The sequence below is a fragment of the Microvirga arabica genome, assembly GCF_016811235.1.
GTDB lineage: Bacteria > Pseudomonadota > Alphaproteobacteria > Rhizobiales > Beijerinckiaceae > Microvirga > Microvirga arabica.
Map to the genome: position 1 here is coordinate 12,496 of NZ_JAFBID010000012.1, position 21,764 is coordinate 34,259.

20 protein-coding genes and 1 tRNA gene are annotated in these 21,764 nt (G+C 64.0%); 11 read left to right on the top strand and 10 right to left on the bottom strand.

Features of this window, described 5'->3' with window-relative positions:
- Positions 1-21: 21 nt before the first annotated feature.
- Complete coding sequence (locus JQC81_RS08670) at positions 22-1,158, bottom strand: ABC transporter ATP-binding protein (RefSeq protein ID WP_203271414.1); 1,137 nt, start codon at positions 1,156-1,158, stop codon at positions 22-24.
- A 305-nt stretch (positions 1,159-1,463) separates the two neighbouring features.
- On the opposite strand from JQC81_RS08670, the gene JQC81_RS08675 reads away from it, so the two are divergent.
- Positions 1,464-2,876 carry a hypothetical protein gene (locus tag JQC81_RS08675; protein WP_203271415.1) on the top strand — a complete coding sequence of 471 codons (1,413 nt, stop codon included), beginning with the start codon at positions 1,464-1,466 and terminating at the stop codon, positions 2,874-2,876.
- A 557-nt stretch (positions 2,877-3,433) separates the two neighbouring features.
- Here JQC81_RS08675 and JQC81_RS08680 read toward each other — a convergent pair.
- A tRNA-Leu gene (locus JQC81_RS08680) sits at positions 3,434-3,518 on the bottom strand.
- Positions 3,519-3,696: 178 nt separating this feature from the next.
- Here JQC81_RS08680 and JQC81_RS08685 point away from each other — a divergent pair.
- Positions 3,697-4,800 carry a complex I NDUFA9 subunit family protein gene (locus JQC81_RS08685; RefSeq protein WP_203271416.1) on the top strand — a complete coding sequence of 368 codons (1,104 nt, stop codon included), beginning with the start codon at positions 3,697-3,699 and terminating at the stop codon, positions 4,798-4,800.
- Between the two features lie 13 nt (positions 4,801-4,813).
- Here the strand turns inward: JQC81_RS08685 and JQC81_RS08690 are convergent, their stop codons facing one another.
- Positions 4,814-5,542 carry a sulfate transporter family protein gene (locus JQC81_RS08690; protein WP_203271417.1) on the bottom strand — a complete coding sequence of 243 codons (729 nt, stop codon included), beginning with the start codon at positions 5,540-5,542 and terminating at the stop codon, positions 4,814-4,816.
- A gap of 60 nt (positions 5,543-5,602) precedes the next feature.
- Between JQC81_RS08690 and JQC81_RS08695 the strand changes: the two genes are divergently transcribed.
- The gene (locus tag JQC81_RS08695) at positions 5,603-6,904 is read left to right on the top strand and encodes a flavin monoamine oxidase family protein (protein WP_203271418.1); all 1,302 of its coding nucleotides are present in this window, start codon (positions 5,603-5,605) and stop codon (positions 6,902-6,904) included.
- 5 nt (positions 6,905-6,909) lie between these two features.
- Here JQC81_RS08695 and JQC81_RS08700 read toward each other — a convergent pair whose 3' ends face one another.
- The 4 genes from JQC81_RS08700 to JQC81_RS08715 all read right to left on the bottom strand — a co-directional run bounded on the left by JQC81_RS08700 (position 6,910) and on the right by JQC81_RS08715 (position 9,659).
- Complete coding sequence (locus tag JQC81_RS08700) at positions 6,910-7,188, bottom strand: hypothetical protein (protein ID WP_246520314.1); 279 nt, start codon at positions 7,186-7,188, stop codon at positions 6,910-6,912.
- A gap of 19 nt (positions 7,189-7,207) precedes the next feature.
- Positions 7,208-7,927, bottom strand: a complete 720-nt coding sequence (locus tag JQC81_RS08705; protein ID WP_203271419.1) for a Crp/Fnr family transcriptional regulator — start codon at positions 7,925-7,927, stop codon at positions 7,208-7,210.
- 195 nt (positions 7,928-8,122) lie between these two features.
- Positions 8,123-8,500 (bottom strand): response regulator, encoded by a 378-nt coding sequence (locus tag JQC81_RS08710; protein WP_203271420.1) that lies wholly within the window; start codon positions 8,498-8,500, stop codon positions 8,123-8,125.
- Between the two features lie 166 nt (positions 8,501-8,666).
- The gene (locus JQC81_RS08715) at positions 8,667-9,659 is read right to left on the bottom strand and encodes a 2-hydroxyacid dehydrogenase (RefSeq protein WP_203271421.1); all 993 of its coding nucleotides are present in this window, start codon (positions 9,657-9,659) and stop codon (positions 8,667-8,669) included.
- A 165-nt stretch (positions 9,660-9,824) separates the two neighbouring features.
- Between JQC81_RS08715 and JQC81_RS08720 the strand changes: the two genes are divergently transcribed.
- Both JQC81_RS08720 and JQC81_RS08725 read left to right on the top strand, forming a co-directional pair.
- Positions 9,825-10,358, top strand: a complete 534-nt coding sequence (locus JQC81_RS08720; RefSeq protein WP_203271507.1) for an SH3 domain-containing protein — start codon at positions 9,825-9,827, stop codon at positions 10,356-10,358.
- Positions 10,359-10,431: 73 nt separating this feature from the next.
- Entirely contained in the window at positions 10,432-10,578 is a 147-nt protein-coding gene (locus JQC81_RS08725; RefSeq protein ID WP_203271422.1) for a DUF3096 domain-containing protein, read from the top strand.
- A gap of 173 nt (positions 10,579-10,751) precedes the next feature.
- Here JQC81_RS08725 and JQC81_RS08730 read toward each other — a convergent pair whose 3' ends face one another.
- Positions 10,752-11,627 carry an EamA family transporter gene (locus JQC81_RS08730; protein ID WP_203271423.1) on the bottom strand — a complete coding sequence of 292 codons (876 nt, stop codon included), beginning with the start codon at positions 11,625-11,627 and terminating at the stop codon, positions 10,752-10,754.
- Between the two features lie 36 nt (positions 11,628-11,663).
- Positions 11,664-12,131: an iron response transcriptional regulator IrrA gene (gene irrA, locus JQC81_RS08735; RefSeq protein WP_246520315.1), complete on the bottom strand. Its 468-nt coding sequence runs from the start codon at positions 12,129-12,131 to the stop codon at positions 11,664-11,666.
- Positions 12,132-12,393: 262 nt separating this feature from the next.
- On the opposite strand from irrA, the gene fabA reads away from it, so the two are divergent.
- From fabA to JQC81_RS08755, 4 genes are all read left to right on the top strand, one after another.
- Entirely contained in the window at positions 12,394-12,915 is a 522-nt protein-coding gene (fabA, locus tag JQC81_RS08740) for a 3-hydroxyacyl-[acyl-carrier-protein] dehydratase FabA (protein ID WP_036354479.1), read from the top strand.
- 217 nt (positions 12,916-13,132) lie between these two features.
- A complete protein-coding gene (fabB, locus tag JQC81_RS08745; protein ID WP_203271424.1) occupies positions 13,133-14,356 on the top strand; it encodes a beta-ketoacyl-ACP synthase I in 1,224 nt (407 codons plus the stop codon).
- A 158-nt stretch (positions 14,357-14,514) separates the two neighbouring features.
- Positions 14,515-15,345 (top strand): enoyl-ACP reductase FabI, encoded by an 831-nt coding sequence (fabI, locus tag JQC81_RS08750; protein ID WP_312887496.1) that lies wholly within the window; start codon positions 14,515-14,517, stop codon positions 15,343-15,345.
- Positions 15,346-15,655: 310 nt separating this feature from the next.
- Positions 15,656-18,295 (top strand): bifunctional diguanylate cyclase/phosphodiesterase, encoded by a 2,640-nt coding sequence (locus JQC81_RS08755; protein ID WP_203271425.1) that lies wholly within the window; start codon positions 15,656-15,658, stop codon positions 18,293-18,295.
- Positions 18,296-18,302: 7 nt separating this feature from the next.
- Here JQC81_RS08755 and JQC81_RS08760 read toward each other — a convergent pair whose 3' ends face one another.
- Positions 18,303-19,202 (bottom strand): protein-L-isoaspartate O-methyltransferase family protein, encoded by a 900-nt coding sequence (locus JQC81_RS08760; RefSeq protein ID WP_246520316.1) that lies wholly within the window; start codon positions 19,200-19,202, stop codon positions 18,303-18,305.
- 177 nt (positions 19,203-19,379) lie between these two features.
- On the opposite strand from JQC81_RS08760, the gene JQC81_RS08765 reads away from it, so the two are divergent.
- Positions 19,380-20,006 (top strand): thioredoxin domain-containing protein, encoded by a 627-nt coding sequence (locus JQC81_RS08765; protein ID WP_203271427.1) that lies wholly within the window; start codon positions 19,380-19,382, stop codon positions 20,004-20,006.
- A 198-nt stretch (positions 20,007-20,204) separates the two neighbouring features.
- On the top strand, positions 20,205-21,761 hold the full coding sequence (murJ, locus tag JQC81_RS08770; protein WP_203271428.1) for a murein biosynthesis integral membrane protein MurJ: 1,557 nt from the start codon (positions 20,205-20,207) through the stop codon (positions 21,759-21,761).
- Positions 21,762-21,764: the final 3 nt, after the last annotated feature.

Here is a 21,764-nt window from a genome sequence, read left to right on the forward strand (position 1 = left end):
CTGCTTATGCAGCCGGGTTGCTCAAGCGGCGGCCTGCGTGGCCCCTCCCCGCTGGAGTTCGTTCATCTCGCTTTGAGTGGCGGCCTCTGCCGGAAACACGAACAGGGCATCCGCCGGAATACGGATCCGTACATTCGCTCCCTGTGCATGACTGTTTTTGGCATCGACGAGGATCTCCTCATCTCCGACAGCAACTGCGTGCCGCCAGATACCGCCCGGATAGGAGGCATGCTTCACGATGCCCAGCAATTCGATTCCTGCTCCATTGGAGGAACCGGAGACAATCTCTGCCTCATCGCTGCGGAAATGCGCCTGCACCGGGCCGCGATACCCGGTAAGATGCTCGGGCCTTGGCACAACACCTGCACCCCCCGCCAGGGCATCGCCTTTGAGGAACAGGGTTGAGGCCTCGGTCTCCGCATGGAGGCGGATCACGTTGTCCGCACCCAGGAAAGTCGCCACGAAGGCGCTGGCGGGGTGGCGGTAGAGTTCCTCCGGGGAGCCGACCTGCTCGATCCGTCCTTGGTTGAGGATCACGATCCGATCGGCCATGACCATGGCCTCTTCGCGATCGTGGGTCACATGAACGGCCGTAATCCCGAGACGCTGCTGGAGAGAGCGGATCTCGTGTCGAACGGTTAGACGGATGCGGGCGTCGAGATTCGACAAAGGCTCATCAAGCAGCAGAATCTGCGGCGCAATCGCCAGCGCCCGCCCGAGCGCCACGCGCTGGCGCTGCCCACCCGACAAGGCTGTGACGGGCCGGTCTCCAAGTCCATCGAGACCCAGCATGGTTAGGACTTCGTCGACCCTCGCTCCGATCACGGAACGGGGAATGCCGCGCACCTTGAGGCCGTATCCCACGTTTTGCCTGACGCTCATGTGCGGCCAGAGAGCATAGGACTGGAACACGAGCGCCATGTCCCGTCGCTCGGGCGGATTATGCGTAATGTCGCGCCCGGCAACGAGGATGCGCCCTGAAGACGGCTGCATGAAGCCGGCAAGCGTGCGCAGAAGCGTCGTCTTTCCACAGCCAGACGAGCCCAATAGAGCAATGAACTCACCTTGCCCGAGCTCAAGATCGATGCCGGAGAGCACCGCATTGCGCCCATAGCCAACGCTGAGGCCTTGTATGTTCAGGAAGGTGGAAGACGTCACGCCAGAAGCTCGCCATCGGGGCCCACTCGGCCCATGGTGCGGCGTCTACAGATATTCTGTTACGCTTTTGTGACGTGTATTGCTACCTTGGCGCCTGCGTTGCCTATCATACCTCGAAACCCAGTTCACCACCTCTCTAAACATAGCAAGCTCATGAATTTTTCATGCGTTAATCGATCAACAATCATGGGTTTCTTCCTATACGAGGCCTGCATACCGGATGCGTGTCGATGATGTCCGGTGACATGAACCTCATGTAGGTCAATCCGCCCTTCTAGAATTCACTAGGTAAAGCGGATTTCCCAATGCCCGGCTGCTCGGCGCACGGCGATGAATCAGCTTCGGGGTTTAAAATGATTGAAACATATACGAGGTTAGGCTCGATCCTGGTCGTTGCCTTGAGCCTATCAACGGCTTCTCTTGCGCTCGACAATGAGTCCATCGAGCCGCCACCTCCCATATCTACCATTGGCGGACCTATCACGAGGCCGCCATTGGGGCTTGCGAGCCAGTATCGCTGTGCGCATGGAGTTACTGATCAGTTTGATAAAATGCAAAATGGCTCTTGGTATGAAAACGGAGAGCTTCGATATTCTTCAGGCAGCTTTAGTCATCCTCTTGGGGTGCGGGAGCATGACTGGATTTACGGCTGGCGTTACACGAAAACTGATCACAACATTGGACCGATTCCGGATTTCCCAGATCAGCCAGGTGGAAACAATCATTTTCAGGGATTGATCCGCTTCGGCAATCCTTGGGCGGGCTGGAATTTCATCGTCTGGTCAGGCGGCGACTGGCATTATGATTTTGAGGGCGGGTCCCATCTGTTCTTCGCTCACCTGCCGAGTCGGGAAGATACTCACATCTATCCGTTTACGAGTGGATGGGCTCAAACATCTAAGAGCAATTTTAGCTATGATTCTTGGTGGCGGTGGAACATGCCGGATGGGCGTGATCATATCTATCACAAAGTCAGGCTCGATAACAAAGCCGAAGGCCCAAACAAGCCTGGCTACTGGCATGCCGGAGGTATCCAGGAGTATGAAGGCATTATGGCCGTCGCTCTTGAAGATGGCGATTGGAATGTGGGAAAGATCGTCTTCGTTGATGTTTCCAATCCTTGGAAGCCGTACAAGATTGATGGACTGGAAATAAAAACACCACGCAAAATTGGTGCAGCGGCCATTACCCGGAACCGTGACAATCATTGGGTTGTGGCGACATGGGTCGATTATGAGATGACATTTTACATCTCTCGCACACCCGATATTAGATCCGGTTTCATCCATCTAGGAATCGGAGCCTCCGATAGCGGCTACAACCATACCAAGATCCCTGGGCCTGGGAGCATCGACTCCAGCCTAGGCCGGTATCAAAGCATCAGCCTCATCAATGGTTGCGATGGTAGATTCTATATCGCCGCAACAAACAACGATGGTCTATTCGGCTCAAGTGTGATCGGCACGAATTGGATCGATATTTACGGGCTCTTCCCCGGGGATGGTGTCCCAGGGCGCTACTTCATCCGCAAGATATGGAAGAAGAAGTTTGTCCTGAGCGACAGAGTTGCTGGGCCTAAATTCGCCGACTTCAACATGGCAGCGGGAATTCATGTAAGCATCAACGGAAAGATCATGATGTACGCCTCCGACGGCTGGCGTGACATGTCAAACACCGGTGCGCGATGGCTATCGTTCCGTGAGTTCGCAGCGCCATGAATCGCGGGCGGCTCGCTGACTCCGACCGGCGGGCCGCTTCGACCTCGGTGGCTCTGATCAAATTTCCAACGATGTGGCATCCAACCGGATGCGATTGTGTCGTTCGAACAGCAAAGCGTTTAGATCGGACCCGTTCTGAGCCACGACCTCATATCTAAGTCGCCGCGCCACTGCTTCTGCTGACGAGGAGTGTCACAGTACTGGTTCAGCTCATTGACGGCAGACGAAGGCTGCAAGCGAATGAGAGTCTCATTCTCTGAGGAACTTGAGGCCAGCCGTCATATTAGCCCGATGCTTCTCAAGCTTGGCTAGTACTTCTAAATGCCTCTGCTTGGCCTCAGAAGAGAGCTCCCAGCCCCCGCGTTCATCGCGCTTGCCGATGACGGTCCGCAGGTCGTCGGAGACGCGCCTCTGCGAAATCAGTAGACTCGGTCTCGGGTTTCTTCCAGGAGTGCGATATCGAAACGGCCATGGCTACCACCCGTGGTAGCGCTCGGACCGTCTTTCAGTGTTGATTGATTCGGATTCTTTTGCGGATCAATCCTTTAGAGGATTGTTGGTGCCCAGGAGAGGACTCGAACCTCCACGGTGTTACCCGCTGCTACCTGAAAGCAGTGCGTCTACCAATTCCGCCACCTGGGCATGCCTTACCGGCGAGGCTTCGTTTACGGTGGATCGGGCGGCGCGTCAATCGCTGAAAATGCGTCAGATGCGCATTCTTCTGCCTGCACCTCTTCACAGGGGAGCGGCGTTTGACTAGAGACGTTCTACATTTCCCACCCAAGCTCCATGCAAGTCCCTCGCCGGGCAGGAGAGTTTCATGATCGGTGCCCTTCGCACGCCTGAGCAGCAAATCGTCACCGTCTTCGGCGGGTCGGGCTTCCTGGGCCGCTATGTGGTGAGCCTGCTCGCCCAGCGCGGCTACCGGGTGCTCGTGCCGACCCGGCAGCCGAACATGGCGAATTTTCTTCCCTTGGGGAAGGTGGGGCAGATCCACCCGATCCATGCCAACCTGCGCAACGAGGATTCGGTGGCCCATGCGGTGGCCCGGGCCGATCACGTGATCAACCTGGTCGGCATCCTGCAGGAGACGGGGCGCCAGCGCTTCGACACGCTGCAGGCCCAGGCGCCGGCCATGATCGCGCGGCTGGCCAAGAAGGCGGTCTCGTTCACGCATGTCTCGGCCCTTGGGGCGGATGCGAGCTCGGAGTCGGCCTATGCCCGCTCCAAGGCCGAGGGCGAGGCGGCTCTGTTGCGGGAGCGGCCGGATGCGGTGATCCTGCGCCCCTCCCTGCTGTTCGGACCCGGGGATAGCTCCTTCACCCGCTTTGCGACGCTGGCCCGCATGCTGCCCGTCCTGCCCCTGCCGGGCGCCGACACCCGCTTCCAGCCGGTCTATGCGGGCGATGTGGCGGCCGCCATCGTGGCATCAGTGGACGGCCGGGTGCCTGCCGGCCGGGTTTACGAACTCGGCGGGCCGGAGACTCGCACCCTACGCCAGATGATGGAGCTCATCTTCGAGGTCACCGAGCGCAAGCGCACCATCGTGCCCGTGCCGGCCAGTGCCGCCAGGGCCATGGGAAGCGTCATGGGCACGCTCGACTGGCTCACCCTCGGCCTCCTGCCGAACGAGCTCGTCACCACCCGCGACCAGGCGATCCTGCTCGAGAGCGACAACGTGGTGTCCGAGAGCGCCGTGGCCGAGGGCCGCACGCTCCAGGGCTTGGGCATCAACCCCACCACCATCGAAGCCATCGTGCCGAGCTATCTGGTGCGGTTCCGCAAGACCGGCCAGTTCGACCTCAAGCGCAACGCGACGCAAACGATGCCGGACCTGCTCGCTCCCCGCTCGGGAGGGCCTGCATCCGACTTCCACCCTGAGCAGGCGTCCGGCCCGGCCATCGGCCAGCAGGCGAGCCGCTGAGGGGCTTGCCTCTTTAGCGGTTCCCGAGAGAGGCTTGGCCCTCCCGGCGGTCCGGGATCGCCGCCCGGCCGCGAGTGAGCCTCTTGTGCAGGTGAACCATCATCACGGCGCCGAAGACCGGCGTGATGAGGTTCACCACCGGCACGAGCACCAGGCCGGCCAGTACGGCACCGGCACCGAGCACCGTGCCCCGGTGCTCGGTGCGCAGGCGCGCCACGTCCTCCGCGGGCCAGAAGCGGCCGGCCGCCAGCTCGAAATACTCGCGCCCGAGCAGATAGGCATTGGCCACGAAGAACGCCCCGATATTGATGCCGGGAATGAAGAACAGCAGCAGGGCGACGAGGTTCACGAGCAGCGACAGGCCGGCAAAGCGGATGCCGTAGAGAATGGCCTTGCCGAAGGGCAGAGCCCGGCCCGGCGCATCGGCCGGATAATCCTTGTGCTCCACCACCTCGGCCACGTCGTCGAGGAAGTAGCCCGCCACGATGGCCGAGACTGCCGGCAGCAGGTAGATCAGGGCCACGAAAAGCCCGAAGCCCGCGAGGAAGAACGCGAAGCTGTCGATGATCGGATAGCTGGCGCTGAGATCGTGATTGGTGAGGAAGATGTCGAACAGCCTCGTCAGGCCGAGCCAGACCAGGACAAGCAGCGCCAGGGTCAATCCGATCGATTTCCAGAGGATGCGCCGCAGCGCGGGCGAGAACACCTCGCGGACCGCCGCGAAAACCGATTGGATGAGCATCTGTCGTTCGTCCCCTCGAAACTTTAAGGCCACGCTTGATGCGCGGCGCGGAGCTTACTTATGAACGAAGCCGCCGCAAAGCGAGGGGTGGGGAAGCCTGTGCCGTTGAAAACCGGGTTGTCGATCGCCCCTGTGGCGGATCCAGACGTGATCGTCGTGGGCGCGGGCAGCGCCGGCATCGCGGCGGCGCGGCATCTCCTGGCCCAGGGGCTGACGGTCACGGTCCTGGAGGCCAGAAACCGGATCGGCGGGCGCACGCTCACGCGGAGCTTCAAGGGCCACCCGCTCGACCTCGGCGCCCATTGGCTTCATGCAGGTCCCATCAACCCGTTGGTAAAGCTCGGTCGAGAGCGCCGTGAGCCCCTGCGCCGGGCTCCCGTGGACGGACATTTCTTCGTGCGCGGCCGTCGGGGAAGCCGGGCCGAGAGCGCGGCGCTCGACCGTGCCTTTGCCATGGCCGACCGGGCCATGACGCAAGCCGCCAGAGCCCGTGAGGATCAGGCGGCCGCCAGGGTCCTGCCGCCCATGGGGCCGCAGGGGCGGCGGGTGGCGGCCATCCACGGGCTGGTCTCAGGGAGGCCGCTCGACGAGGTCAGCCTGCACGACTTCCCGAGCATGGAATATGCCGACAACCTCTTCATCGCCGGAGGGCTCGGCGCTTATGTGGGCCGCTTGGCGTGGGGCCTGCCGATTCGTCTCGGAGCGGCTGTCCGGTCCATCGACTGGTCGGCAGAAGGCGTGCGCGTGGAGAGCAGCGCCGGAACGCTGCGCGGGAAAGCCGCCATCGTGACCACGCCCATGGCGGTGCTGCAGCGGGACGCGATCCGCTTCGCTCCCGCCCTGCCGAACGCCATCCGGGAGGCGATCCACGGCTTCACCCAGGGCGTCTACGAGCATGTGGTGCTGCACTGGCCGGATTCGCCGTTCCGTGGCGCCGACCGCCTGGCGAGCCTCACCGGCACGCACCGGGAGCCGCCGGGGCTTCTCACCTGCATCGACAACACGCCGTTCCATTTCTTCGAGCTCGACCAGCCCGCAGCCGCAGGCTTCGACCGGCGGGATGCCCATGCGCCGTTCCGGTTTGCCCGCGCGGTGCTGGCGGAGCATTTCGGCCACCGGGCGATCCGCAACCTCACCACTCTGCACAGCACCGCCTGGCGCAACGATCCCTGGTCGCGCGCCTCCTGGGCGGTGGTGCCGCCGGGGCTCTACCCGATCCGCGACATCCTGAAGGCACCGGTCGGCGAGCGGATCTGGTTTGCCGGCGAGGCGCTGTCACGGGCGCAGTGGGGTACGGCGGGCGGTGCCTGGGAGGAGGGCGAACGGGCCGCCCGGGAGATCGTCAGGCAGTTGGGCGGCTGATCCGGTCAGCTCGGATTGAAGCCCGTTTCCAGCCGCGTGCGGACCCATGCCAAGGCCTGGTCAAGATCGGCGAAAACGGGCGGCGTGACGCTCATCAGGGGCCCGCAGGGGCCGAAGCCGGCCTCCAGAAACCATCCACCGACCTGCTCCCGCTCGCCCAGGGTTTCCTCTGCCGTCACACGGGAGAGAACGGCCACAGGATGCCCGGCGGCGAGGACGAGCTGTCCCTCGTGGCCGCCACCATCGGTCATCACGGATATGGGCTGCAGGGTGATTTCGGGCATCCGGTATCAGGGCCTCGGCCTATCGATCCTCGTTCTGGAGGCTGAGATAGGTCGAGGTGAACTCGCCCACCTTCTTCAGCCGCTCCCAATCGAGGATGGTCAACGCATCGCCCTGGAAACGGATCAGTCCTTCCTTGCGCAGTTCCTGCAGCACCCGGTTCACGTGGACGGTCGAGAGCCCCAGCGTGTCGCCGAGCTCGGCCTGCGTGATGGGAAGCTGGACCGAGTCGCCCTCGGCCCGGCCGACCACTTTGAGACGCAGGTAAAGCTCACAGATCAGGTGCGCCATGTGGGCCGTTGCCGAGAGCCGCCCCATGGCGGTGAGCCACTCACGGTGGATGGCGCCGTCGATCAGCGTATTGAGCCACAGCAGACGTGTGAGATGGGGAAACTCGTCGGTGATCTTTTCCAGCGTCGCATGCGGAACGGTGGCGATGCGGCAGGTGGTCAGCGCCAGAACGCCGTGATCCATGGTCTTCAGCAGAAAGCTATGCAGATCGAGGAAATCGCCCGCAACATGGAGGGCGGAAATCTGCCGCCGGCCGTTCGACACGATCTTATATCGGGCGGCAAAACCGTCCAGGAGCAGGGAACTCTCGTTCGGGCGATCCCCCTCGCGCACGATGTCCTCGTCGGCCTCGACCACCCGAACGCGCGCAATCGCATTTTCCAGGGCTCTCTTCTCTTCGTCCGAGAGCTGATCACGCTGTTCGAGCTTTAGAATCAGGGGGTTGGTCATACGGGTCGTTGTTGAGGGTAGGAACAGCCTGTACTGGCCAAACTCCGTTCTCAGCTGCACTCACATATGTTTATGCTCAAGATGGTTTTCGGTTTCATTGAGTCGCAGCCCACATTTTCACATTCAGGGGAGCGCCGTGGGTGTCGGGGCGTGCTGTCCGGATGCGGATCGGGGACGCAACGCCGCCCCTCGGCATCAGGCCAGAAGGGCCTGGATCACCACGGCCGGAGCCTTTTCGCCATACGGTTTGGCGATGAAGACGGCATCGTCAGGCAGCGAAACGCTCTCCGGCGTCAGATGGCCGGAGGTGATCACGATCAGGATATGGGGCCAGCGGCGGCGGACGAGGTCTGCGAGTTCGAGGCCATCCATGGACCCCGGCATCTTCACGTCGGTGAACAGCACCCGAATGTCGTCCCGATGCTGGAGGACCTCCAGCGCCGCCTGGGCATGGGCGGTCTCGATCACGTCGAACCCCGCGTCCGTGAGGGCATCGGCCGTTGCCATCCGGACGAGGAGTTCATCCTCCACGAGGAGCACGACGGGCCGTGAAGAAATCGAATGGCCGTTCATCGGGGAGATGGTCTCGCGACGGGAGGAAAGTCGGAGTTTAGGTAGATCGGCTCACGCGAATCACGCGGATTAACATATGTTAGCGAGACATGGATTCAAGGAAAAACCCCGCAGCGGGCACCGCATCGCCGCGCCGACAAGGGGCTGATCTAATTGCGTGGCGTGCTCAGAGCATGCTGGGCAGCACACGATCCGGCGGCTTGTGGCCGTCCACGAAGGCCCGGATGTTGACGATCACCTTCTCGCCCATGGCGACGCGCCCTTCGTGCGTCGCCGAGCCCATATGCGGCAGGAGCACCACCTTGCCCTGCTTGGCCAGCCGCACGAGGCGCGGATTGACCGCGGGCTCTTCCTCGAACACGTCGAGGCCCGCGCCCGCGATGGCGCCGGCTTCAATCAGCTTGGTCAGGGCGCCTTCGTCGATGATCTCGCCGCGGGCCGTGTTCACCAGGATCGCGTCCGGCTTCATGAGCTTGAGGCGCCGTGCGGAGAGCAGGTGGTAGGTGGCCGGCGTGTGCGGGCAGTTCACGGACACGATGTCCATGCGGGCCAGCATCTGGTCGAGGGATTCCCAGTAGGTCGCCTCGAGCTCCGCCTCGATCTTCGGCGGCACGTGACGGCGGTTATGGTAGTGGATCGACAGGCCGAAGGCTTTCGCCCGACGGGCGAGCGCCTGGCCGATGCGGCCCATGCCGACGATGCCGAGACGTTTTCCCGTGATGCGCCGCCCCAGCATCCAGGTAGGCGACCAGCCGGCCCAATCCCCGTCAGGGATCACCCGCGTGCCTTCCGGAAGGCGCCGGGCCACCGCCAGGATCAGCGCCATGGTCATGTCGGCCGTGTCCTCAGTGAGGACCCCGGGGGTGTTGGTCACGGTGATGCCCTTGGCCACCGCTGCCGACACATCGATGTTGTCGACGCCGTTGCCGAAATTGGCGATGAGCTTCAGGTTCGGTCCAGCCTGCCCGATGATGCCCGCATCGATCTCGTCGGTGATGGTGGGAACCAGCACGTCGGCCGTCTTGACCGCCTCGCTAAGCTCTTCGGCTGAGAGCGGCTTGTCCTCGAGGTTGAGGCGCGTGTCGAACAACTCGCGCAGGCGCGTCTCGATCACGTCGGGCAGGCGGCGGGTGACGACGACCAAGGGTCTTTTCTTCATCGGTTCAAAAACCCTCAGCACTGAAAAAGCCGCGAAGTCTAAAGAGTTTCACGCTCTCTTAACCCTGGTTCGGCGATCAAGGGAGACGACCCGCCGCGTGGCGGCATCCGTCAAGCTTATCTACCAGAGCCTGCCATCCAAGACAAAGTCATGATCGAGGAACCCATGCGCAAGATCGTCCTTGCCCTTGCTGTCGTGAGCCTGAGCGCCGGCGCGGCCCTTGCGCAGCAGCCTCCGGGCGGACGCCTCGGCACGGGCCTGCCCGTGCCCCGCTATGTCAGCCTCAAGACCGACCGGGTGAACCTGCGAGAAGGCCCGTCCAAGGATCACCGGACCGCCTGGGTGTTCCAGCGCGCGGGCCTCCCTGTGGAGATCATCGCCGAATACGAGACCTGGCGGCGCATCCGCGATTCGGAGGGCACGGAGGGATGGGTGCTCCATTCGCTCCTGTCGGGGCGCCGCACCGCCCTCGCCATGCCCTGGGCCAAGGGCGACCAGCCCCCGATCAGCCTGTTCGACCGGGCCGACGAGAAGAGCGCCGTGGTGGCCCATCTCCAGCCCGGCGTGATCACCAACATTAAGGGCTGCGACGGCCGGTGGTGCCGGGTGATGATCGCCATGGAGGGCGCCCGCGACGTGGACGGCTACATCCAGCAGGAGAAGCTGTGGGGCGTCTATCCCAACGAGACGGTCGAGTAGGCCTTTACCGATTTATCAAGTTTTTTCGGGCTAGAAGGCAACATCGTAACCCAATTGGCGGAAGCCTTCTCCCATGACCCTGAACCTGAGCTTCAAGCTGCTCCCGATCCTGGCCATTGTGCTGGGTATCGCCTCCCTGGTCGTTCCCCGTTTTCTCAACGTTTTCGTGGCAATCTTCCTGATCGCCTACGGCCTCGTGGGCTACGGCTTCATTCGCTGAAAAGTTAAGAGCCCTCTCTACAATGTCATTCCGGGGCCGCGCAGCGGAGCCCGGAATCCATAAACACCAGCATCTCAGGATAAAGCACCTGTCGGTGCGATTTGCCTTGCACCGTCAGCGGTTATGGATTCCGGGCTCGGCTCTTGCGAGCCGCCCCGGAATGACAATGCTGTTCAAACAACCCGGCGCCTTATGAGACGCGGGCCGAACACGTTGAAGGCGAGCCCCAGCACGATCACAGCCCCGCCGACGGCCTCGATCGGGTGCATGTCCTCCCCGAGGATCAGGACTGAGCCCAGGATCCCGGCAACGGGCACGAAGAGCGCGAAGGGCGTCACCGTGGCGGCCGGGTGGCGGGACAGCAGATAGGCCCAGATCCCGAAAGCGAAGATCGTGGTCGGATAGGCGAGATACGCCACCGCCGCGAGCGTCCCGCCGTCCATGCGGGTCAGGGCGGCGATCACCTGATCCGGTCCGTCGAGCCACAGGGACAGTCCCAGCAGCGGCAGCGGCGCGACCAGGCTCGACCAGACGATATAGCCCAGCATATCGACCCGACCGGCCCGCTTGGACACGATGTTGGCCACACCCCAGCAGGCGGCGGCGATCACCGTCATGAGGAAGGGTCCGGCGCCCCCGCCGGTCAGGCGCGGCCAGGCGATGAGGACGAGACCCAGGCCGGCCACCAAGCCGCCGGCAACCTGATGCGGCCCGGGCCGTTCGTTCATCAGGAATGCGGCAAAGAGGACCGTGAAGAAGACCTGCGCCTGCATGACCACCGAGGCGAGGCTTGCCGGCATGCCGAATGAGATGGCGGCAAAGAGCAATCCGAACTGGGCGACCCCGAGGAAGAACCCGTAGGCCACCACGTTCGTCCAGCCCGTCTTCGGGCGCGGGATGAAGAAGACCGCCGGGATTGCGGCGAAGAGGAAGCGAAGGGCCGCCAGCAGCAGGGGCGGCGTGGTGCCGACCCCGAGCTTGATGACCACGAAGCTCAGGCCCCAGATGACCGTGACCAGAAGAGCGAAGAGAGTATGGCTGAGCGGCATCGAAATAATCCGGAAGCCGCTTGAAGAGGCTGGTGATTAAGCCTTGCGACGCAGGCGCACGATCACCTCGACGCCCGCCACTTCCATGCCCTCGGGCGGCTGGGGCAGGTCGGCGACGCTCAGCCCTGAGGAGGGCATGTCCACGAGTTCGCCCTCTTCCTCCAGGAAGAAGTGGTGGTGCTCGGTGGGGTTGGTGTCGAAATAGGCCTTGGCGCCGTCTACCGCGAGCTGGCGCAGGAGGCCGGCTTCCGTGAACTGGTGCAGGGTGTTGTAGACGGTTGCCAGTGACACCGGCACGCGGGCGCGGGACGCCTCGTCGAAGAGCATTTCGGCCGTGATGTGACGGTCGCCCTTGCCGAACAGGAGCCAGCCCAGGGATACGCGCTGGCGGGTCGGGCGCAGGCCCACGCGCCGCAGCTTGTCCCGCAATTCGGACACGGGGCAGCCCTTCCGGTGAGCCGGAGCGGTGGTGGACGCGATGTAGGCGGACAAAGGATCGGTCATGTCACGGAACTGAATGGACGAATGCGCGCTTCTAACATCACGATAATAAGAAAGCGAGAGGGCTGCCGCAAGGCTGCCCCCCGGATGGCTCATGGGAGCATGGTCCTTGGCAGGGTTCCTGGGATGATGGTTGGAGGCCGCAAAGAATCCCGGCCAGGGTCCCTTTGATGGACGGCCAAGCCTGTGCTACCAGAGCCGCATCATGGCCCCGAGGCTTTCTTGAGGCCCTTTTGAGACCCTAGGGAAAGGATCGGCACCCGGCATGGCCCGCCAGTCCAGCTTTAATTATGAAGAGCTCCTTGCCTGCGGGCGCGGAGAGTTGTTCGGCCCCGGCAACGCGCAATTGCCGCTCCCGCCCATGCTGATGTTCGACCGCATCACCTCCATCGGCGAGGATGGCGGCGCCTATGGCAAGGGCCATGTGGTGGCGGAACTCGACGTGCGGCCGGACCTCTGGTTCTTCCCCTGCCACTTCAAGGGCGACCCGGTGATGCCGGGCTGCCTCGGCCTTGATGCCCTCTGGCAGATGACCGGCTTCTTCCTCGGCTGGGGCGGCTCTCCGGGCCGCGGTCGTGCGCTCGGCGTCGGCGAGGTGAAGTTCTCCGATCAGGTGCTGCCCACCGTCAAGAAGGTGGTCTACGGCGTCGATCTCAAGCGCGTGTTCCGCTCCAAGCTGGTGCTCGGCATCGCCGACGGCTGGCTCGAGGCCGACGGACGCCGGATCTACGAGGCCAAGGACATGCGCGTCGGGCTGTTCCAGGCCGAAGCCCCGGTCGGCGGCTAGAAGTCGGATGAGGCCGGCCCGGCACCAAGCTGGGCCGCATCCTATTGACAAAGCATGATCTTTTTTCAAGAACCAGCCTCATCGCTCAGCCGCAGGAGCCTTGGGACTTGGCGTCATGCTTTCGACCATTCTCGGGCTCAGTGTTGAGAATGAGCAGGGCCAGCCTTACCTGTTGAGGCGTTAGGCTTGGCATCAAGAGTTCTTTGGAGAGGTAGCTATGAGGCGCGTCGTCGTCACCGGCATGGGCATCGTGTCGTCCATCGGCAACAACACCCAGGAGGTGCTGGCCTCTCTGCGCGAAGCCAGATCCGGCATCAGCAAGGCCGAGGATTTCGCGAAATACGGCTTCCGCTGCCAGGTGCAGGGCGCCCCGAGCCTGAACCCGGAGGAGATCGTCGACCGGCGCGCCATGCGCTTCCACGCCAAGGGCACGGCCTGGAACCATGTGGCCATGGACCAGGCGATCCGCGACGCGGGCCTGGAGGAGAACGAGATCTCCAACGAGCGCACCGGCATCATCATGGGCTCGGGCGGTCCCTCCACCCGCATCATCCTTGAGGCTGGCGACATCACCCGCGAAAAGGGCCCCAAGCGCATCGGGCCGTTCGCGGTGCCCAAAGCCATGTCCTCCACGGCTTCCGCGACGCTCGCCACCTGGTTCAAGATCAAGGGCGTGAACTATTCGATCTCGTCGGCCTGCGCGACCTCGAACCATTGCGTCGGCAACGCCTACGAGATGATCCAGTACGGCAAGCAGGACGTGATGTTCGCCGGCGGCTGCGAGGACCTGGACTGGAGCATGTCCAACCTCTTCGACGCCATGGGGGCCATGTCCACCAAGTACAACGATACCCCGTCACGGGCCTCGCGGGCCTATGACGTCAACCGCGACGGCTTCGTCATCGCCGGCGGCGCGGGCGTGCTGGTGCTCGAAGAGCTGGAGCACGCCAAGGCCCGCGGCGCCCGCATCTACGGCGAGATCGTCGGCTACGGCATGACCTCGGACGGCTACGACATGGTGGCCCCGTCCGGCGAGGGCGCGATCCGCTGCATGCGCATGGCCCTCAAGGACGTGCACAACCCGGTCGACTACATCAACCCGCACGCCACCTCGACCCCCGTGGGCGACCAGAAGGAGATCGAGGCGATCCGCACGGTCTTCGGCTCCGGCGACAAGTGCCCGCCGATCTCCGCTACGAAATCGCTCACCGGGCACTCGCTCGGCGCCACCGGCGTGCAGGAGGCGGTCTACTCCCTGCTGATGATGAACAACGGCTTCATCTGCGAGAGCGCCCATATCGACGAGATCGATCCGGAATTCGCCGACATGAACATCGTGCGCAAGCGGGTCGACGATGCCCGGATCGACACGGTCCTGTCGAACTCCTTCGGCTTCGGCGGCACCAATGCCACACTCGTCTTCAGCCGCTACAACGGGTAAGACGTTGTCATAAACTTGAGACGGCCCCATGCGAAGCCCCGGTGACTCCAAGGGGACCTCGCATGGATACGCTCAATCACACCACGATTCCGGCTCGCGATGCACACTTTCATAACAATTGGCATCGCACCCTGGAGCCGATGCAGAGGGGAACCCACGTGACCGGTCTGATGCAAGGAAAGCGCGGCCTCATCATGGGCGTCGCGAACGATCACTCCATTGCCTGGGGCATCGCCAAGGCCGTGGCCGAGCAAGGGGCGGAGCTCGCCTTCACTTATCAGGGCGAGGCGCTCGGCAAGCGCGTGGCTCCGCTGGCGCAGTCGCTCGGCTCCAACCTCGTGGTCCCCTGCGACGTGGAGGATCTCGCTTCTGTCGACGCGGTGTTCGACACCCTCGACAAGGCTTGGGACGGCCTCGACTTCGTGGTTCACGCCATCGGCTTCTCCGACAAGTCGCAGCTCAAGGGCCCTTATGTGGACGTCACCACCCGGGAGAACTTCTCCCGCACCATGGTGATCTCCTGCTTCTCCTTCACGGAGATCGCCCAGCGCGCCGCCAAGCGCATGCGCAACGGCGGCTCGCTCCTGACGCTGACCTATGGCGGCTCCACCCGGGTCATGCCGAACTACAACGTGATGGGCGTGGCGAAGGCGGCCTTGGAGGCTTCGGTGCGCTACATCGCCAACGACCTCGGCCCCGCCGGCATCCGCTGCAACGCCATCTCGGCTGGTCCCGTGCGGACGCTTGCGGGCGCGGGCATCGCCGATGCGCGCCTGATGTTCACCTATCAGAAGGCCCATTCGCCCCTGCGCCAGAACATCACCATCGAGGATGTCGGCGGTGCTGCCCTCTACATGCTGTCGGATCTCTCCCGCGGCGTGACCGGCGAAATCCACTACGTGGATTCCGGCTATAACATCATCTCCATGCCGCGCCCCGAGGTGCTCAGGGCTCAGGATGCCGCCGGCGTGACGGGTGAAGAAGGCTAAAGCCAGACCTTTCGCGCCGATCCCTGAATATTCTGAGGCCGGCCGTTGCAAGACGGTCGGCCTTTTTCACGTTCGATCCAGCCGCCATCTGAAATTTTGCAGCTGGCCTTAACGGAGTCGCTTCTGAGCGGTCAGCATCCGTGCTCCCTCTGCAAGCGATCACAGTGAGCCTGCGGGAGACGTAAAGGAAAGCTCAATTACCGATTTAATTAACCCTTACAATGACAAGATATCTTTTGCCGGATGGACAGAAGGATCTACGTCGGCCAAGGTTTTTGCCTTCATCTTGTAGTATTATCAAGTCTGCTCAATGCATCGCAACCAATCCATCGCTCCTCTTGAAGGAGGTAGTCTTTATCGCGAGGCGGTATTCGATGGTGCCTGCAACGTTTTCTTTGAAAAAGAGAGTTTATACCGTTACGCCATTGAGCTGAGCCACCAGATCCTATGGGTTTCGGATACGGAAGGTCACATCCTCTATATCGGGCCGGGCTGGGCGGAGATGATCGGCTACCCTCTCGAAGACCTGCTGGGATATGGCTGGATGCAGTTCGTGCATCCGGATGACGCTGCCCGGCTGCAGCAGGCCCGGCGCGAGACCCTGATTTCAGGGGCGTCCTACGAATGCGAGTACCGGATCAGGGCGGCCGACGGCAGCTACCGGTGGTTCCGCTCCAGCGCGGGAGCGCGCCGGAACGAGGCCGGGGCGGTCATTCTCTGGTACGGCACCACCCAGGACATCCAGGACCGCAAGCTTGCCGAACTGACCCACCAGGGCCAGACGCGGGTCCTGGAGATGATCGCCGCCGGACGGCCGCTCGACGAGGTGCTGACGGCTCTCTGCCGCCTCGCCGAAGACCAGATTGCTGGAGCCCGCTGCTCGATCCTCCTCTTCGATCCGGAGCGCGGGCTGCTCCGGCACGGAGCGGCACCCAACCTTCCCCCGGCCTACAACGCGGCCATCGACCTCCTGCCCATAGGGCCGGATGCCGGGTCCTGCGGCCCCGCCGCCTACACGCGCAGCCCCGTGATCGTCTCGGACATCGCGAACGACCCGCTCTGGGCCCCATGGCGCGATCTCGCTCTGCAGCATGATCTGCAGGCCTGCTGGTCGAAGCCGATCCTGTCCCGGTCCGGCGATGTGCTCGGCACCTTCGGCTTCTACTATGCCGAACCACGCTCCCCGACCCGGAGCGAGATGGCAGGGATTGATGCCGTGTCGCATCTGGCGGCACTCGCCATCGAGCGGCAGCGGAGTGAGGCGGCCCTGCGCGACAGCGAGGAGCACTACCGCTATTCGGTTGAGCTGAACCCGCAGATTCCCTGGACGGCCGACGGGGACGGCAATGTTCTGACCACCTCCCCTCGCTGGACCCAGCTGACGGGCGGGTCCCCTGACGGGACAGCCGACTCAAACTGGGAGGAGGCCATTCATCCTCAGGACCTGCCTCTCCAGCGACAGAAATGGCTTGAGGCGGTGCGCACGAGTGAACCGCTGGATGCGCAATGCCGAGGACGTCTCGTCGACGGAAGCTACCGCTGGTTTCGGACCCGGGCGATCCCTCACCTGGCCGAGGACGGGACGGTGATCCGATGGTACGGCACGGTCGAGGACATCCATGACCGCAAGATCGCCGAGGAGCAACTCCACCGGGCAGCCTATCACGACGATCTCACCGGCCTCGCCAACCGGAGGTTCTTCCGCGAACGCCTCAAGCAGGTTCTGGACGAGGTTACCGACGAGTCCCATGCCATCGGCCTCCTGGTCATGGATCTCGACCACCTCAAGCAGATTAACGACCGGTTCGGCCATGACGCCGGTGACAATCTCCTGAAGGAGTTCGCCCAGCGCCTGCGGCAGGCGGTGAAGCCCACCGATGTGGTGGCCCGTCTGGGCGGAGACGAATTCGCCGTGATCCTGCCCGACGTCGCCGGCGAGGAGGAGGTCGCGGAGATCGCCCGAACCATTCTGTGCCGTATGCAGGAACCGCTCAAGCGCAGCGGCAAGGCGCTGGACTGTCGCACCAGCATCGGCGGCGCCATCGCGCTCGCAGCAGGAACCAGCCCCGAGGATCTCCAGAAGCAGGCGGATCTGGCGCTCTACCACAGCAAGAGTTCAGGCCGCGGGGCGTTCAAGATGTTCGTCCCGGCCCTACGCCAGGAAGCGCAGCGGACGGCCTCGGCCCTGGAGGTGGCGGCGAAAGCCGTGGAAGCCGGCTGGATCATGCCGTTCTACCAGCCCAAGGTGGTGCTGGCCTCAGGGGCCATCGGCGGCTTCGAGGCGCTGTTGCGCTGGCAGCATCCGCGCGGCGGCATCCAATCGCCGGAAAAGATCGCCCCGGCCTTCAACGACACCGAACTCGGCACCGCCATCGGCGAGCGCATGCGCGCCTGCGTATTGTCCGACATGCGCCGCTGGCTCGATGCCGGGCTCAACCTCGGGCGCATTGCCATCAATGCATCGGCGGCCGAGTTCCGTCGCGATAATTATGCCGAGCGCGTGCTCGAGGAGCTGAGGCAGGCGGGCGTGCCGGCCCATTGCCTCGAAGTGGAGGTGACCGAGAGCGTGTTTCTCGGTTCCAGCACCCAGCTGGTGGAACGGGCCCTGCGTGCCTTGAGCGCCGAGGGCGTCACCATCGCGCTCGACGATTTCGGAACGGGCTATGCTTCCCTGTCTCACCTCAAGCGCTTTCCGGTGAACACGCTCAAGATCGACCGCACCTTCGTGCAGGACCTGGAAGCGGACGCAGGGGACGCGGCCATCGTGAAGGCCGTGCTGAACCTCGGGCACAATCTCGGCATCGAGGTCGTCGCCGAGGGCGTCGAGACGGCTTTCCAGGCCTCTCTCCTGCAGCGCATGAGCTGCGACCTGGTCCAGGGTTATCATTTCGGACGCCCGATGCCGGGGAGCGACGTGCCGTCCTTCCTCGCGTCATGGCAGGGGATGTAGCCCCAAATTATTCCGGCACATCATCATAAGACAGGGCCCAGCCCGCTCCGGTAAAGCAACACCGTCCAGGCGTGGCGCTCTGCCGCCAGACCAGGCTGCGCACGAACTCCATCCCGCCGCTCTCGAAGGCGGCCTGCAGCGCCTGCCTGTCCTCTCCCGGCTGCGACAGGCGTCCCTCCGCACAGACGAAGGACACGTGGCCGAGCCATCGCACGGCAAGGCCGGCTCTCTTGCTTGTCACCAACAGCCCCGCGCCGTAGAGGGAGTGCGTCCCTCCCCCCGGGCTCGGTTTCGGCTGGGGAACGCCGAGGGGAAAGATGAGCCGGCCGTTCTGTTTGAGGCGCTCGATCCAGGCCTCGGCCGGTCTCCCGACGGCAAAATTTACATAAACCGCATCCACATCCTCGCGCGGCCATTCGGCGCCGTCGCCCTGGACGACGGTGACGTTGGGCAGGTCCGCCAGATTGTCCCGGGCGCGCTGCGCAAGAACGGGATCGAACTCGACGGCGAGCACATGCCCTCGTGTGCCGACGAGATGGGCGAGCAGCGCCGAGTAATAGCCCGTTCCCGCGCCGATATGGGCCACGCGCTCGCCCTCGCGCAGGTTTAGAGCATGCAGGCAGCGGGCATGGAGGGACGGGCTGCCGTTGTTGACGCCCTTGTCGGACGCAAGGGCGAAGAGCACATCCTGATACAGCACTGCCGGATCGTGCGATGCGACGGTGTCGTAGCCTCTCAGCCCGCGCGACATCAGCCACGGCGGCGCGCCGATGAAGCGCTCGCGCGTAACGGCGGCGAAGGCTTCCTCGAGCCTGGGATCGTCCGCGATGCCGCAGAGCGTGAGGATCTGCTTGGCATAGGCGCGCCGGATCACGGCCAGTTCGCCGTGGCTGAAAACTGAACTCATCGGGCATTCCTCGTCTGTCGCGGCGATTGTCGGCGCAAGCAGGGCCATGTGCAACTGAGTAGCCGGATGCTGTGATCGGGCCAGATTTTTCACGAGTGCGCGAGAGGGCCAACCTTGGCCTTGCCATCGCCACGATCCGGCGTCACGAGGGGCCTCCCTTCAGACGAGTCGCTTTTCATGATCCTGTCGCGCCGCACTCTTCTCGCCGGTCTCGCCGCATCCGGCGTCAACGTCCCTGCCTTCGCGCAGTCGGGGCCGGAGCCGCAGCTGGTGCCCATCGAGCTGGTGGAGGATACGCTGGCTCTTCCGTCCGCCGTGCGGCTCGGCCACAAGCATGGCGACGTGATCATGATCGAATATTTCGACTACAACTGCCCCTGGTGCAAACGCTCGGCCGGGGACCTGCCGGCGCTGCTGAAGGCGGAGCCGGACCTCTCCTACGTGCTGGTGAATTTCGCCGTTCTCGGCATCCCGTCTGTCACGGCTCACAAGGCGGCGCTCGCCTATCTCCAGCTCCATGGCCCCGAGCGCTATCTCGACCTCCACCTCGCCCTGTTCCTCCTGCGCGGCGCCCTGGATGGCGGGCGGGCGCTGGCAGAAGCCGAGCGCCTCGGCGCCGACCGGGCGCGCCTGGAGGAAGCCGCCAATGCCGAGCGCACCGCGCAATGGATGAAGGACACCCTCAAAATCGGCGATTCTCTCGGGTTCGTCGCCACCCCGTCCTTCCTGGTCGCCACGCAATCCTATGCGGGCGGCATGACGCTTGCGCAGAAGCGCGAGGCGATTGCCGCGGCGAGGGGCTGATCACCCCTTTCACGAACACCCTTTGGTGTCATTCCCGGCCGGAGCGTCAGCGGAGGGAAGGGAATCAATAGCGCTGAGCGTACGAATGGATCCCCTTCCCGCACTTCGTGCGCCGGAAATGACACAGCGCAGCACATTCTCCGCAAAAGGCAGGGAAAGTTGCACGAGACGAAGCGAACCGGTTAAGCCTCAGAGCGCATGTCGCTCATCCGCTCCTCCCTTCTGGTCAGCTTCGGCTCCGTTGCCTCGCGCATCCTCGGTTTCGCGCGCGACGTGCTGTTCGCGCAGGCCTTGGGCGCAGGTCCGGTGGCGGATGCGTTTCTTGCGGCTTTCCGCCTGCCGAACCTCGTGCGCCGCATCGTCGGCGAGGGCGGGCTCAATCCGGTGCTCGTGCCGGGTTTGAGCCGGGTGGGTCCGGACGAGGCAGTCACGATGGCGGGCGATGCGCTCAGCGTCTTCGCCCTTGCGCTGCTGGCGCTCACAGGCCTCGTAGAGATCGGTGCGGGCCTTATCGCCTTTCTCCTCGCGCCGGGCTTGCACGATAACGGGGAGACGCTGGCGCTGGTCGCGCTCTATACCCGCCTGTCGTTTCCCGTCGTGATCTGCGTGACGCTCGCCTCCATGGCGGCTGCCGTTCTCAACGGGCGCGGGCGCTTTACGGCCACGGCGCTTGCGCCGCTCGCGGTCAATGGCGGATTGATCCTGGCGCTCGTGGTGCTGGAAAGCGGGTTCGAATTCCCTCTCGCCCAAAAAGCCGCATGGCTTGCGGCTGCCTCAAGCCTCGCCGGCCTCGTCCAGCTCGGCATCGTGGCGGCAGCGCTCCTGCAGGGCTGGCCGCGCCTCGTGCGCTTTCGCCGACCGCGCTGGTCACCCTTCCTGAAGAGCCTGCTGCTGGCGGGACTGCCCGTGCTGGCAGCCAGCGGCGCGGTGCAGATCTACTTCCTGGCCGCCACCCAGATCGCCTCCTTCTGGCCCTCCGGCGTGTCCTGGCTCTACTACGCCGAGCGGGTCATGCAGCTGCCGCTCGGCCTGATGGCGGGCTTGAGCGCAGGCCTGCTCCTGCCGGAGCTGGCCCGGCGCCATCAGGCGGGCGAGCGGCAGACTTTGATAACGGCGCAGAACCGGGCCCTGGAGGTGGCGCTGCTGCTTGCCCTGCCGGCCGGTGCCGCCCTGGTCATCCTGGCCCGTCCCATCAGCACGGTTCTCTTCGAGCGCGGTGCCTTCGTGTCCACGGATGCCGATGGCACCGCCCTGGTGCTCATGGCTCTGAGCCTGGGGCTTCCCTTCGCCACGGTGGGGAAAGTCCTGAGCCAGACCCTCTTCGCCCTGAGCTCCCTGAGAACCGCGCTCGCGGCCGCCGGCCTGGGCCTCGCTGTCACCGTGACCGCCTCCCTCCTCCTCGCCTGGCCGCTCGGCCCGACCGGGATTGCGCTTGGGGTCAGCCTCGGCTGCCTCGTTCACGCGGGCGCGGTGATCCTGGCTCTGCGTCGACTCGGCCTCTGGTCGCCCGACCGCCGGAGCCTGAGCCGCCTGGCGCGAGCGGTAACGGCGACCCTCGTCATGAGCCTCGGGCTCCTCGGCGCCAGAAGCGCCCTTCCCGAGCCCGGGTCTCTCATGCTGGCAGCCCTCTGCCTCGGCGGCTTTGGGCTTTATGCCCTTGCCGCCATCGCGACCGGCGCCATGACCCGCGACGATTGGGCCTCTCTCACGAAAAAATCGTCAGAACCCTTGCGTCCCGACGCGGGCCTGTCATAACCC